The 12,914-nt window shown below is 65.7% G+C and carries 13 protein-coding genes; 6 read left to right on the forward strand and 7 right to left on the reverse strand.

Translation table 11 applies throughout. The features are described from left to right. Window positions 1-302: 302 nt before the first annotated feature. From BM397_RS10110 to BM397_RS10135, 6 genes are all read left to right on the forward strand, one after another. Window positions 303-917, forward strand: coding sequence for a ribonuclease D (locus tag BM397_RS10110; RefSeq protein ID WP_092423530.1), 615 nt, complete (start codon window positions 303-305; stop codon window positions 915-917). A gap of 3 nt (window positions 918-920) precedes the next feature. Then, window positions 921-1,520: an LPS export ABC transporter periplasmic protein LptC gene (locus BM397_RS10115; protein ID WP_092423532.1), complete on the forward strand. Its 600-nt coding sequence runs from the start codon at window positions 921-923 to the stop codon at window positions 1,518-1,520. A 7-nt stretch (window positions 1,521-1,527) separates the two neighbouring features. After that, window positions 1,528-2,040, forward strand: a complete 513-nt coding sequence (locus tag BM397_RS10120; protein WP_092424053.1) for an LptA/OstA family protein — start codon at window positions 1,528-1,530, stop codon at window positions 2,038-2,040. Continuing rightward, window positions 2,040-2,798: an LPS export ABC transporter ATP-binding protein gene (gene lptB / locus BM397_RS10125; protein WP_092423534.1), complete on the forward strand. Its 759-nt coding sequence runs from the start codon at window positions 2,040-2,042 to the stop codon at window positions 2,796-2,798. The genes BM397_RS10120 and lptB overlap by 1 nt, the downstream gene beginning before the upstream one ends. Window positions 2,799-3,049: 251 nt before the next feature. Next, window positions 3,050-3,616, forward strand: coding sequence for a ribosome hibernation-promoting factor, HPF/YfiA family (gene hpf / locus BM397_RS10130; protein ID WP_092423536.1), 567 nt, complete (start codon window positions 3,050-3,052; stop codon window positions 3,614-3,616). 54 nt (window positions 3,617-3,670) lie between these two features. Continuing rightward, window positions 3,671-4,135 (forward strand): PTS sugar transporter subunit IIA, encoded by a 465-nt coding sequence (locus BM397_RS10135; protein ID WP_092423538.1) that lies wholly within the window; start codon window positions 3,671-3,673, stop codon window positions 4,133-4,135. Between the two features lie 121 nt (window positions 4,136-4,256). Here BM397_RS10135 and BM397_RS10140 read toward each other — a convergent pair whose 3' ends face one another. From BM397_RS10140 to BM397_RS10170, 7 genes are all read right to left on the reverse strand, one after another. Then, entirely contained in the window at window positions 4,257-5,684 is a 1,428-nt protein-coding gene (locus BM397_RS10140) for a nodulation protein NodH (RefSeq protein WP_092423540.1), read from the reverse strand. A 6-nt stretch (window positions 5,685-5,690) separates the two neighbouring features. Further along, window positions 5,691-7,391, reverse strand: coding sequence for a DUF5927 domain-containing protein (locus BM397_RS10145; RefSeq protein ID WP_092423542.1), 1,701 nt, complete (start codon window positions 7,389-7,391; stop codon window positions 5,691-5,693). Further along, window positions 7,388-8,398: a glycosyltransferase family 2 protein gene (locus tag BM397_RS10150; protein ID WP_092423544.1), complete on the reverse strand. Its 1,011-nt coding sequence runs from the start codon at window positions 8,396-8,398 to the stop codon at window positions 7,388-7,390. The genes BM397_RS10145 and BM397_RS10150 overlap by 4 nt, the downstream gene beginning before the upstream one ends. Before the next feature lie 52 nt (window positions 8,399-8,450). After that, window positions 8,451-9,683, reverse strand: a complete 1,233-nt coding sequence (locus tag BM397_RS10155) for a glycosyltransferase family 4 protein (RefSeq protein ID WP_092423546.1) — start codon at window positions 9,681-9,683, stop codon at window positions 8,451-8,453. Continuing rightward, on the reverse strand, window positions 9,664-10,647 hold the full coding sequence (gene galE, locus BM397_RS10160) for a UDP-glucose 4-epimerase GalE (protein WP_092423548.1): 984 nt from the start codon (window positions 10,645-10,647) through the stop codon (window positions 9,664-9,666). Before galE ends, BM397_RS10155 begins: the two co-directional genes overlap by 20 nt. A 19-nt stretch (window positions 10,648-10,666) precedes the next feature. After that, window positions 10,667-11,560 carry a UTP--glucose-1-phosphate uridylyltransferase GalU gene (gene galU, locus BM397_RS10165; RefSeq protein WP_092423550.1) on the reverse strand — a complete coding sequence of 298 codons (894 nt, stop codon included), beginning with the start codon at window positions 11,558-11,560 and terminating at the stop codon, window positions 10,667-10,669. 92 nt (window positions 11,561-11,652) lie between these two features. Next, window positions 11,653-12,912: a glycosyltransferase family 2 protein gene (locus BM397_RS10170; protein WP_092423552.1), complete on the reverse strand. Its 1,260-nt coding sequence runs from the start codon at window positions 12,910-12,912 to the stop codon at window positions 11,653-11,655. Window positions 12,913-12,914 lie beyond the last annotated feature (2 nt).

Below are 12,914 nucleotides of genomic sequence, written 5' to 3' on the forward strand. Positions count from 1 at the left end.
GCATGCGCGATTTACGCGGCGGGGAGACCTGCGGAGAACGAAGGACCGCGTGTTTTCGGGCGACACGTCAGAGGTGATCCAGGAAGATCACGGAATGTTACAGAGCTATGGTTTCCGGGAGATCAAGGCCCGAATCACCACCCATGAGCGCCCTAAAGTTGCCTCATCAGGGCTTGCGAATGTCTTAATTTCGGGGTGCATGGTGTGAATTGTGGCCGTCCGCCCGCCGCTGTCGGAGTTGCATGGTGTCTGGCGGGGGCCTATGTGCGGGCTGCGGGTGAGTTGCAAGCGAAGGGGCCATCATGGCGAACCATCTTTATCAGGGAGATCTGCCGGACGGGCTCGAGCTTGGCGCGGTTGTCGCGATCGACTGCGAGACCATGGGGCTTAATCCGCACCGCGACCGGCTCTGCGTCGTGCAACTCTCGGGGGGCGACGGGGATGCGCACCTCGTGCAGATCGCGCGAGGCCAGACCGAGGCCCCCAATCTCTGTCGTCTTCTGGAAGATCCGCAGGTGCTGAAGCTCTTTCACTTCGGACGTTTCGACATCGCCGCCATGTTCAAGAGCTTCGGCGCGCTGGCGGCCCCGGTGTATTGCACAAAGATCGCCAGCCGTCTGGTGCGCACCTACACTGATCGGCATGGGCTGAAGAACCTGACGCACGAATTGCTGAACGTGGATATCTCGAAACAGCAGCAATCCAGCGACTGGGGCGCCGCCGAATTGAAGCCGGCGCAGCTCGACTACGCGGCGTCGGACGTGCTTCATCTGCACCGGTTGAAGGATGTCCTCGACGCGATGCTGGAGCGCGAAGGCCGGGGCGAGATCGCCCAAGCCTGTTTCGATTTCCTGCCGACCCGCGCGAAGCTCGACCTCGCCGGCTGGCCGGATACCGACATCTTTGCGCATGCGTGACCCATGGTGCAGCGTGGTGACACATATTCGCGGCTGATTGCCTGGCTGAAGATCCTGCTTCCGTTGGTGGCCTTGGCCCTGTTGTCGACGCTCTTTCTTTTGTCGCGGGCGACGCAGACCTCGCGGGAGCTGCCGTTCGCCGAAGGCAAGGTGCCCGATTCCGCTGCAGCGATGGAGCCCCACTATACGGGAACCACCGCGCGGGGCGATGCGATCAACATGACGGCCACGCGTGCCCGACCGACCGGGGCAATGGATGGCGCGCTGGAAGCTGACGCCTTTTCCGCCACGATGGACATGGCCGACGGCAGCCTGCTGACGCTCGACGCCGACCTTGCGACGATCGACGAGGATCAGCAGGGCGCGCTGCTGCAGAAGGGTGTGCGGATCACCAGTTCGACCGGCTACGTAATGATTACCGAGACCATGCGCACTGCGCTGGATCGCATCGAGGCAGAGACGCTTGCACCGGTCAGCGGCGAGGGACCGGCAGGGTCTTTCACGGCCGGGCGGCTGAAAATTACCACAGGCGGCGAAGCGGATGACGTGCAACTGCTTTTCACCGACGGCGTGAAGCTGATATACGATCCCAAAAATGAGTGAGTTCATCATGGTTCGCATTGCCGCATCGACGATTGCCCTGATTACCTGGGCCAGCCTTGCCGCTGCCCAGGGCACGCAGGTCGCGTTCGGCGGCATGACTCAGGACACAAGTGCCCCGGTCGAGGTCACCGCCGACCAGCTGGAGGTGAACCAGGGAGACGGCACCGCGCTCTATACCGGCAATGTGGTGATCGGGCAGGGCGACATGCGCCTCGCCGCTCCGCGCGTCCTCGTGGTCTACGCAGAAGGGCAGAACGGCGGCCAGGGTCGCATCCAGCGCATGGAGGCGAGAGGCGGCGTGACTCTCGTCAGCGGCGAGGAAGCCGCCGAGGCGGAGCAGGCCGACTACGATATCGACGCCGGCACCGTCGTGATGACCGGCAACGTCCTGCTGACCCAGGGCGCCAACGCGCTGACCTCCGAGCGCATGGTGGTGAACCTGACCGATGGCACGGCGCAGATGGCCGGTCGGGTCCAGACGGTGATCAATCAGGGCGGCAGCGGGCAGGATCAGAACTGATGGCCCGCCCCAACCTCACCGTGACCGAAGGCGGCCAGGGCCTGCGGGTCGAACACCTGCGCAAGAGCTACCGCAAGCGCACCGTCATCCGCGACGTGACGCTGAAGCTTGACCGGGGCGAGGTCGTCGCACTGCTCGGGCCGAATGGCTGTGGCAAGACGACGACCTTCTACTCGATTGCCGGGCTGGTGAACCCCGAGGGCGGTCAGGTCACCATCGACGGGCGCGATGTGACCTTCCTGCCGATGTACCGCCGCGCGCGGCTCGGCATCGGCTACCTGCCGCAGGAAAAGTCGATCTTCCGGGGGCTCTCGGTCGAGGACAATATCGCGGCTGTGCTGGACATCGCCGAGAGCAACGGGCACCGCCGCCGCGAGCGGCTCGAGGAGCTGCTCGGCAGCTTTTCCATCGAGCACCTGCGCCGCGCGCCCGCGTTGGCCCTTTCGGGCGGCGAGCGGCGCCGGGTGGAGATCGCCCGCTGCCTTGCCGCCAACCCCAAGTACCTGCTGCTCGACGAGCCCTTCGCCGGCGTCGACCCGATCAGTGTCGGCGACATTCGCCACCTCGTCGCCGACCTGAAGAAGCGCGGCATCGGCGTGCTGATCACTGACCATAACGTTCGCGAGACGCTCGAGATCGTCGACCGCGCCTATATCCTGCACGACGGTCAGGTGCTCATGTCGGGAACCCCGGCCGAGGTCGTCCAGAACGAAAACGTGCGCCGCGTTTACCTTGGCGAGAATTTCCGCATCAGCTGAAGCGATTCTCCGAGAGAATCCGCCTATGATGGGCTCACCCCTTTGCGACAGATCATTGACAAAACGGGGCTGGCTGACCTCAAATGAGGTTATGACGCACCGTTATTCTGCAGCTCCGGAACACGCGTCCCCCGAGGAGAGGGACCCCCGGATCCATTCTGCAGCGGGCTTGCGTCACCCCTGATCCGCACCACATCTGAGGCAGCCCTAGGGCTGGATGCGATACGGATCCAAAGAGAGAAGGAACAAAGATGCGCTATCAGATCACGGGTAAGCAGATCGACATCGGCGACGCGCTCCAAACCCATGTCAAACAAGAGCTTGGCGAAGTTGTCGCGAAGTACTCCGGGCGCCCGACCGATGCGAATATCACCTTTTCCAAGAGTGCGCATGAATACGTCTGCGAGGTCACGGTTCACCTCTCCACGGGGCTGACCACCTCGGCCAAGGACAAGGCCACCGAGATCTACGCGGCCTTCGATGGCTGCGGCGAGAAGATCGATAAGCAGCTGCGGCGCTACAAGCGGCGGCTGAAGGACCATCACAAGGATCGCGTGGAGCCCGTTGAACTCCACAACGCGGCCTCGTATATCCTCGCCCGCGAAGAGGACTCGCAGGACTACGCTGAGCCTGACTCGCTGCAGCCGATCATCGTGGCGGAGATGGAGACAAAGATCCCCTCTCTGACCGTCGGCGAAGCCGTGATGCAGATGGAACTGGCCGGAGCCCCCGTGCTGGTCTTCCGCAATGAGAAGAAGGATGGCGTGAACGTCGTTTATCGGCGTGAGGACGGCAATATCGGCTGGATCGATCCGTAAGGATCTGCGCAGCCGGTGGATCGGCGCCTTCGAGCAGACTGTAAAGGGCGGTCAATGACCTTTCTTGAACTTCTGAAACCGCAGGCCGTGAAGGTCGTCGCGGCGGCAAGCAGCAAGAAGCGGCTGATGCATGACATCGCCGAGCTGGCCGAATCCGCCTATGGCATTCACGCGGCCTCGGCCGTGGAGGCCCTCATGGAGCGCGAGAGCCTTGGCCCCACCGGTGTGGGCCATGGCGTCGCGCTGCCGCATGCGCGTATCCCCGGCATCGACCAGGTGCACGGCGTGTTCATCCTGCTGGAGAAACCCGTCGAGTTCGAGGCGGTGGACCGGCAGCCGGTGGATATCGTCTTTGCCCTCTTCGCCCCCGAGGACGCAGGCGTGGAGCACCTGAAGGCGCTGGCGCTGGTGTCGCGCTCGCTGCGCGACGCGGCGCTCTGCACCAAGTTGCGGGCGAATCCCGATCCGTCGACGCTCTATGCGGTTCTGACCGAGGATCGCTCGTCGCAGGCGGCCTGAGTCGGGCTACAGAAGATGCTTCGAGGAGCGGGCCGGACGGTCCGCTCCTTTTGCTTTCCGGGGACGCGTGGCGGGCAGGCCCGGTTCGGCCCCCGTATCAGGCCCCGCCTTGGCGCCGGTCTCAGCCCCAGTCGCCGAACCCGTACATCAGGTAGTCGCGCTGGTAGGCCTCGCGCGCGAGGGCTTCGAGCGTGCCGTCGTAGATGTCCGCCAGCGCATGCGGTGCAGCTGCGGCCACCGCGACCGGTTCGGGCGGCGCGGCATGGCCAACCTGCATTGCCAGCGCGGGCAGGTAGACCGGCATCTCGTCCTCGCGCACGATCATGTCAGGCAGGGTAAACTCGGCCATGCCCTGCAGGCATTGCACCTGCGAGGCCCAGTGCCCGTCGACCCGCACCGCCGTCTGCCCCGCGAGGTTGGCCTTCAGGAAGATGAGGAAGGCGGCAAAAGCGTCGCGGTGCTGCGCGAGACTGTAGTCGGGGCCGGGCGAGCCCTCGGGCAGGGGCACGCCATGGGCGCGGCGCAGGGTGTTGCGGATGCGGTTGTAGCTGCCGGGCCCGGTGGCCAGAATGCGTGTGCAGAACGCCTCGTGCGCGCGGGCCAGCGGATGGCGCACCACGGTGAAGCTGCGGTGGCCGGGGCGGGCGCGCTTCCACTGGCGCAATGTTTTCTGGCTGAAATCGGAGGTGAGCGCGCTGTCCGCGACGCCGTCGAGCGCGCAGAGCCAGCGGCGCACGGCCTCGGTCGGGCCGGACTGGACCGGCATGTAGAGCAGCGGCGTCTCGGCGGCGGCAACATAGGAAGGCACCACCGGTCCCCGGCGCGGCTCGAAATTGGGCGTGCGGGTCAGGTTGAACCGGTCGAGCCGGGTGAGCGCGCGCTTCATCTCCTCGGGGTTGGCGACCTTCTGCGCCACCGGCTCCGGGTTCTGCCGCTTGAGCTTCGTGTCCAGCGAGTCGAGCCTGGCCGGGACGCCGAGCCACTTGGCGAGGCCGTTCATCACCCCGACGTCCTGCAGGTCCTCGTAGGCCACGTAGAAGGCCGTCTGACCACTCAGTTGCAACGCTTTCATCAGCCGCAGCTGGAAATCCTGCAGGCGCTCCAGATGCGCCTCGAACTCGGCTCCGTCGAACTCGGCCTGCGCGTCCTTGCGCTTGCTGACGTTGGTCAGCTTCCACTGTCCGGTGCTCTGCGCGATCTTCCAGCTGACGTAGCTCTCGACCGGATTGCGGGTCAGGACGATCTTGGCGATGCGCGCGTCGTCCAGCAGCGTCTGCAGCACGCGTGGATCGTGGTCGTGGAAGAAGCGGAAGCCGCCGAGGCCGGGCGTGGCCTCGCGGATCACCTGCAGCAGGCGCTGCGGGTCCGCGTCGCGCTCCGCCTGGGTGATGCCAAGAATTTCGCTCGAATTGGGGTAGCCGATGAAATGCGGGTTGAAGGCCTCGCCATGGCAAGTGACCCCCTCCAACGCGTTGAGGTTGGTCTCGAGGAAATTCGAGCCGGTGCGCATCTCGGCGAAGACGACGAAACTGTCGAAACGGTCGGACATGAAAACTCAGTTCTTCACGAGGTAGGGTTTGTGCGCGGGCGAGGCGCTGGGACGCGGGGCGGGCTCGACCGGGAAGTCGCCCATCAGGTAAGGGTGCATCCCCTGGTTCTTGAGGTTCTGCAGGAAGCGGCCGAATCCGGTGAGATCCTGTATGATCGGCGCTTCGGCAAAACGCCTCGGCTCCTTCTGCCCGATCTCGTCGATGATCATCTGCAGCGGCTCCATCGGGGCTTCGATGAACTCGGCCATGGTCCAGATGCGGATGCGGGCCTTGGCCTCGGGCGAGCGCAGCTGGTCGAGCAGCTGGTGCTCGGCCTTCTGCAGTGCGGCGGCCTCGGCCCGCAACGCAGCGAAATCGCCGCCGGAGCGGAACAGCGGTACGGCCCAGGCGCCCGAGATGACGCTGATCTGCGCATTGGGATCGCGCGCCATGTCCCACATGACATGAGGGGAATCGTGCGGGCCGAACTGGAAGCATTGCCGCGCGCCGCGGGTGTTCCAGATCAGGTTGGTGAGAAAGGCCTTGTGGTTCCAGTCGCGCAGTGCCGCATTGTCGGACAGCGCGCCGTTCAGCACCCGCTGGCCCCCTGCGAACTCCGCCCTTTCCGGCGCAAAGATGTGGCCGTGCACCTGTGCGCCGGTGGCGCGTGACAGCCAGGGCTCGAAGTCCTGGAACAGCTCCGCGAAGCCCTGGAACACCGAGTATCGCGCCGCGGTCATGCCGTTCTCCCAGCCGAAGTTGGGAAACCGCGACTGCATGTAGAGCCCGGCGCGTCCGCGCGTCCTGCGGTCCACTGCCTTGGCGAAGATGCGGTCGATCTTGCCGGGGTTCGGCTCTTGTCGGTTGGCGGCGCTCTCGGGGTGGTTCAGAAAGGCCTGGTAGAGGCAGCCCGCATGGCGCCAGATCTTGCGCGCGACGAAACAGTCCGAACGGCGCAGCAACTGCAGGTGGTCGTCGTAGAAGATGTGCGGCTTGCCCTGGAAATCGAACTTCGACAGCGTCAGGGACCGGCTTTCGATGTTGCGCGAATGCAGCCGGGCGAGAGACTGGAAGTAGCTCTCGTCGGGGATCCAGACGCGTTTGAAATAGCGCTCGTGGCGGCGGCGCTGCGGCGAGGTGAGGATCGACGACAGGGTGTGGCGGGTCAGGCACCACCATTGGCTGCCCATGTGCGGCACCACGCCTTTCGGGATGCGGCGGGTGACATGCAGCCAGCGCTGCACCTCGACCAGCCGGTCGAAGAGGTAGCGGTTCTGCCGCCAGGAGAAGGGGAAGTAGAGCGTGAAGCGCTCGTGGTCGAGCCCGCCCACCGTCCAGGGCACGTCGGCGGTCGTGGCGCTCTCGATGAAGTCGGTGTGCGGCCGCGCGTCGAGATAGTCGATCAGCTCTTCGACCGGGCGCAGGGGCAGGCAGGAGCCGGAGGTCAGGTAGACGTGCCGCACGTCGATGAAGCTCTCGAGCATCAGCTCTGCGGCGTCCTGGCTGGCGGCGACCAGCCCCCAGGTGCCCCAGTCGCAGCGGTGGCGGCGCGAGAACAGCACCTGCGGCAGGTCCGACAGGGCCTGAGAGAACGCACTGAATGTCTTTTTCGAGACCTTCTCGTCGACGTGGATCACCACCGGGCAGCCGGCGTTCGCCCAGTGGCGCGCCACCTGCTCGGCGCGGTCGAAGGCGGTGTGCACCAGCATGATGATCCCGACGCTCATGCCCAGTTGCCCTTGGACATGAGGCCGAGAATCTCGAGTTGGCGCCAGTTGATGTATTTCTCGGACCACTTGCACCAGAGGTCGGGGTTGTCACGGATGCCGTCGGCATAGGCGATATACTCGGTCGAGCCGGCGTAGTGCTGTTTGCGGGCCAGTTCTTCCTCGGCCTTGGCGTTGAAGGTGTCGAGGAACTTGGTGTGCAGCAGCAGGCCGGAGGCTTTTTCTCCCCCCCATTCGTCGTAGACGAGGTTCAGCCCGCGCGGCAGCAGCATGTGGGTCGAGCTGACGTAGGTGTAGCGCCGGTCCCATTTGACCAGCGGCACCTTGTTGAGCGCGGGGGCCCGCTCGGGCTGGTCGGGGAAGAAGACGCGGGCGCGTGGGCCGCCCTGGATCCAAAGGTTGCCGAACCGGGCGTTGCGCTTCACCGAGTAGTTGCCCGCGTCGAACCACGAGGCGATCTCCAGCGGGTCCTGACCGGCCTTGTAGGGCTGCGCGTCGAGCCGTCCCTTGGGGTACATGTCGAGCAGCATGGCCGAGAAGCTCTTGATCGAGGAGGCATCGAGCCAGTCGGTCAGCGCGCGCAGCGGGCGGGTGTCACAGAAGGGATAGAGAAACAGCTCGTCCGGATCGACCACCAGCACCCAGTGTCCGTCGCCGTACTTGCGCAGCAGCCAGTTGATCCAGTCCATTCCGAAGCGCGAGCGCTTGTAGCTGCCCCGGGTGTGCCAGACCGAAACGTCATCTTGCCTTGCAAGGTAGTCGAGCGAGCCGTCGGTACTGTCGTTGTCGACCATGACGAAATGGTTCACGCCCATGTTGCGGTAGAACTTCAGGAACCACGGCAGGCGCACGCCTTCGTTGCGGGCGGTACAGAAGACGATCAGGTCGGAGGGGCGGATACGGTCGGTACGGTCGGCGACGCAGCGCAGTTCGCGCCGCTTGCGAAACGCCCGGATCAGCCACCGCTTGCGCTGCAGCCGAAGCCTGTATGACTGCCATGCACCCACAAAACTTCCCTCGTATGGGGCAAGGCCCCTCTGCCGGCTTGTGGGCCGGCTATCAGATCAGGGTTAACACGGCTTTGAAATGGGCGTCCCACGTCGGCGGGACAAACCCTGCCTGCGTGGCCTCCGCCTCGTCCGGTTGCGCCCGATACCCCTTGGCCATTGGCTTGGCCATTTGCCTTATTCTTGAGGCCCAAAGATACCGGTCCGATTCGTCTGCGTAAATGGGTATATCGCCGAGCACCTCTCGCAGCACCGGGAGTGGCGCGGCGAGCACGGGCACGTCCAGGGCGGCTGCCTCGACGGGCGGCAGCCCGTAGCCCTCGGCGAAGCTGGGAAAGAGCAGGCCGGAGCTCTGCGTCAGCAGGGCGGCGATCTGCGCGTCGTCGAGCTCCGGCAGTTCGTGCACGTTTGGGATGCCCGCGTCGAGCGCCGCGAAAACCTCGGCGTTGTTCCAGCCGCGCTGTCCGCAGATCAGAAGATGCGCGGGCGGGGCGAGGTCGCGCCAGATGTCGAGCAGCAGCGCATGGTTCTTGCGCGGCTCGATGGTGCCGAGCACGACGAAATAGGGCTGGCCGGTCCAGGGCCCCTCGGCCGCGGTCCCGGGTGCGGGGGGCGTGCATCCAAGATGGGCGACGACAGCCTCCGGCACAGAGTCGGCTCCCAGATGCCGCGCCATGTCGGTGCGGGTTACCTCGGAATTGCAGATCACCAGGTCGGCCTGCGCGCCCACCCGCCGGAGAAAGGCGGCGAAACGCTCGGCACTGCCCGTGCGCTGGTATTGCGGCCAGTCGAGCGGGATCGTGTCGTGCAGAAGGACCGCCAGCCGCGCGGCGTCGATGCTGCGCAGTGCGTCGATCACCGTCTGGGTGAAGTTGGTGTGCCCGGTGTTGAGATAAACTGTGCCTGAGGGCAGGTGGCGGCGCAGCATGGGCCCCAGAAGCGCAGGGATCGCGCGGGAGAGGGTGACCCGACGCAGCACGGTCTCCGCCCCGGCGCGAAGCGGGTCCTCGCGGCGCGCGAGGCGGGCAAGCAGGTCGGGCTCGGGCCAGTCCTGCGTCGTGAGGCGTGCCAGAAGTTCGGCGCAGCCCGCGCCGTCGAGCAGCAGGTAGCCGAGGGAGGTCCGCACCAAGCCGAAAAGCGGAACCGGCTCGCGCAGGAGCCGGTCCAGATAGGCGTGTTCCACCCGGTCCACCCCGGTCATCACCCGGCCGGCGCGGCTGACCAGGCGGGTCAGGTCGAGCAGCCGGGCCGGGGGCTGAACGGGCTCAGTGATCGTAATGCCCATTGAGATGCCAGTTCCAGGCATCGGCGATCATCTGCGGCATGGTCGAACGCGACGGCTCCCAGCCCAGCTCCGCCAGCGCGCGGGTCGAGCCGGAGACCAGCTTGGTCGCATCGCCGGCGCGGCGCGGCCCCTCGGAATGCGGCACCTCGCGGTTGGTCACCGTGCGCGACGCGTCGATCACCTCGCGGACAGAGAAGCCCTTTCCGGTGCCGAGGTTGAAGACCGAGGATGGCTTGCCCGCCTCGAGCCACTTGAGGCCCAGCACATGCGCGTCCACGAGGTCCATGACGTGCACGTAGTCGCGGATGCAGGTTCCGTCGGGCGTATCGTAATCGGTGCCATGGATGGTCAGCGCCGGACGCTTGCCGTCGATCGCCTCGAGCATGACCGGGATCAGGTGCGTCTCGGGGCGGTGATGTTCGCCCACCTCGCCCTCGGGGTCCGCGCCCGCCACGTTGAAGTAGCGGAAGATCACGTGGTTCAGCCCGTCCGACGCGGCAAAATCGCGCAGGATGTTCTCCACCGCGCGTTTCGATGCGCCATACGCGTTGAGCGGGATCTGCGGGGTGTCCTCGTCGAGCACCACGTTGTCATGCTCGCCATAGGTGGCGCAGGTCGAGGAGAAGACGAAGGTCTTGCAGCCCGCCGCGCAGGCCGCCTCGATCAAGGTCAGGGAGCCTTCGACATTGTTGCGCCAGTAGAGGCCGGGTTGCGACATCGCCTCGCCCACCTGGCTGAGCGCGGCGAAATGCATCACTGCCACCGGCTGGTACTTGGCGAAGACCTCGTCAAGCCGCGCGCGGTCCGACAGGCTGCCCTTCTCGAAGGGACCGAATTTCACCGCCTGTTCCCAGCCGGTGACGAGGTTGTCATACGTGACGGGCGTGTAGCCCGCCGCCTTCAGTGCCTTGCAGGCGTGCGAGCCGATATAGCCCGCGCCGCCGGTTACCAGAACATTGGTCATACGGGGACTCTGATCGTCCTTACTGCGCGGCTTTGCGCGAGGACATGACCTCGTGCAGGTAGCCTTCGAGATCGTCGCGCAGCTCGTCGCGGCTGAGGCCAAACGCCACGGTGGCCTGAAGGAAACCCGCCTTGGAGCCGCAGTCGAAGCGCTGGCCGTTGAAACGGAAGCCGTAGACGCCTTCGTCGGTGCCGATCTGTCTTGCGATGGCGTCGGTGAGCTGGATTTCACCACCCGCGCCGACCTGTTTCTGCTCGAGGTTCTCGAGGATCTGCGGCGACAGGATGTAGCGGCCGATCACCGCGAGGTTCGACGGTGCGGTTCCCGCGGCGGGTTTCTCGACCATGCCCTTGACCGACACCAGCGAGCCCATGTCTTCCTGGACGTCGAGGATGCCGTAGGACGACGCCTTGTCGGCGGGGACTTCCATCGCCGCGACCATGTTGCCGCCGACTTCCTCGTAGGCTTCGACCATCTGCTGCAGGCAGGGCTTGTCGGCTGCGATCACGTCGTCGGGCAGCATCACCGCGAAGGGCTCGTTGCCGATCAGACGGCGCGCGCACCAGATTGCGTGACCGAGGCCGAGCGCCTTGTGCTGGCGGATGTAGGCGATCTCGCCCGAGTCCATGTTGGTGTCCTGAAGAACCTTCAGCAGCTTGTCCTTGCCCTTGGCTTCAAGCTCGCGCTCGAGCTGCGGGGCGTGGTCGAAATAGTCCTCAAGCGCGCCTTTGCCGCGGGAGGTGACAAAGATGAACTCCTTGATGCCTGCGGCGCGCGCCTCGTCGATGGCGTATTGCACCAGCGGGCGGTCGACCAGGGTCATGATCTCCTTCGGGACCGACTTGGTTGCGGGGAGAAAGCGGGTGCCGAGACCGGCGACGGGGAAAATCGCTTTTGTAACTTTGCGGGCCATGAAAGGTGCTCCTGGGGACTGGTGCTAGGCCTGAAGGCTTAGGGTGAATCAATTCATAACAATCATATTGCTGCGGTAGCGTAAAAGTAAATCTAGGGGCGAGGGAAGGGCAAAGCGGGCAATCGCCCACGTGCCCCCTCAAGGCGCGAGTTTTCTCGGCGGACCCGAGTCGAAAAACGGCAGAATTGCAGCAACTTGCCGCTGCGCTCGCTGCGGCCGAAAAGCCCTCCGGCCTGTTCCCAGAAGCCACCTTCGTGAAAGCTCTGCTTGTGAAACAGCGCGGTGGGCGAAAACCGGAAGATGGTGACAATCTTTCCCTCGGACGCAGATTGTTCGGCGCGGCGGCGCAGGGCGCCGCGCTGCCAGAATCGGCCCGCCAAAATAACACGCTCCGCGGCAGGGCGACCGGGGTAGGGACGGAAGGGCGCAAGGGCCGGACCGATGGTCGGCAGCGGGTCCTTTGTGGCGCGTGCAGCACCTTGCTGCCAGCCCTTTTCCAGTCCGCGCAGCAGCCGCAGAACATCATCCGCGCCCAATGGGCCGCGCTGCATGATGCGCAGCAGGCGGTCGCGCTGGTCTTCGCGCAGGCGCGCCCATGCGGCGCCGTGTCGGGACGTCGGGCAGTGGCGGTCGAGGAAGCAGCGGATCGACGCGCCGATCTCGGTCAGGTTGCGGGGCGTGCGGTCCGCGCCGCGGCGGTCGCTGGGCGCATAGCCGTGGTGCACCTCGGCCAGCGGCGTGACGGCGACCCGGTGCCCCGCCGCGGCGTGGCGCAGGTCGAGGTCGGTCTCGTCGAGGTAGAAGCGGTAGGCCGGATCAAAGCCGCCCATGGCCGCCAGCGGGCCGCGCCGGTGCGCCATGTTGGTACCCTGCAGCTTGACCGTTTCTCCCTCGGGCAGGGTGGGCAGATGCGGGCCGGGTACGTCCAGATCGAGCGGACGCTCTCGCAGATCGGAGGTCACGGACCTGGCCCGCCACTGAAAGGAGATGCCGTTGCGCCCGCGCACGAAGCCGCCCGAGGCGGCGATCGCCGGGTCCGCAAAGGGCGCGCAGAGGTGCTGCAGCCAGAGCGGTTCGGGCACCGCGTCGTCGTCGATGAAGGCGATGATCTCGCCTGCCGCCTGCGCGATGCCGAGGTTGCGGGCGACCGAGATGTTGGCCTCGTCGAAGGCGACGAGCTTGATGTGCTCGCGGTCGGTGCGCGCCTCGATGGCCGCAACCCCTTCGGGGCAGGTGACCACCACGACCTCGAAATCGGGGTGGTCGAGCTGCGCCACGCCGGTCAGGCAGAGATCGAGCGCCGCGGGACGTCCGCGGCTGACGATCACCACGCTGACCGGCAGGACGGCCATGG

Source organism: Alloyangia pacifica, assembly GCF_900116195.1.
Taxonomy (GTDB): Bacteria; Pseudomonadota; Alphaproteobacteria; order Rhodobacterales; family Rhodobacteraceae; genus Salipiger; species Salipiger pacificus.

What these genes read in the sequence shown, in the direction of transcription:
- BM397_RS10155 (WP_092423546.1), bottom strand. Translation starts at nt 9,683, where the DNA reads ATGGGCATTACGATCACTGAGCCCGTTCAGCCCCCGGCCCGGCTGCTC.
- BM397_RS10120 (WP_092424053.1), top strand. Translation starts at nt 1,528, where the DNA reads ATGGTTCGCATTGCCGCATCGACGATTGCCCTGATTACCTGGGCCAGC.
- BM397_RS10135 (WP_092423538.1), top strand. Translation starts at nt 3,671, where the DNA reads ATGACCTTTCTTGAACTTCTGAAACCGCAGGCCGTGAAGGTCGTCGCG.
- BM397_RS10145 (WP_092423542.1), bottom strand. Translation starts at nt 7,391, where the DNA reads ATGAGCGTCGGGATCATCATGCTGGTGCACACCGCCTTCGACCGCGCC.
- BM397_RS10115 (WP_092423532.1), top strand. Translation starts at nt 921, where the DNA reads ATGGTGCAGCGTGGTGACACATATTCGCGGCTGATTGCCTGGCTGAAG.
- hpf (WP_092423536.1), top strand. Translation starts at nt 3,050, where the DNA reads ATGCGCTATCAGATCACGGGTAAGCAGATCGACATCGGCGACGCGCTC.
- BM397_RS10140 (WP_092423540.1), bottom strand. Translation starts at nt 5,684, where the DNA reads ATGTCCGACCGTTTCGACAGTTTCGTCGTCTTCGCCGAGATGCGCACC.
- galE (WP_092423548.1), bottom strand. Translation starts at nt 10,647, where the DNA reads ATGACCAATGTTCTGGTAACCGGCGGCGCGGGCTATATCGGCTCGCAC.
- lptB (WP_092423534.1), top strand. Translation starts at nt 2,040, where the DNA reads ATGGCCCGCCCCAACCTCACCGTGACCGAAGGCGGCCAGGGCCTGCGG.
- galU (WP_092423550.1), bottom strand. Translation starts at nt 11,560, where the DNA reads ATGGCCCGCAAAGTTACAAAAGCGATTTTCCCCGTCGCCGGTCTCGGC.
- BM397_RS10110 (WP_092423530.1), top strand. Translation starts at nt 303, where the DNA reads ATGGCGAACCATCTTTATCAGGGAGATCTGCCGGACGGGCTCGAGCTT.
- BM397_RS10170 (WP_092423552.1), bottom strand. Translation starts at nt 12,912, where the DNA reads ATGGCCGTCCTGCCGGTCAGCGTGGTGATCGTCAGCCGCGGACGTCCC.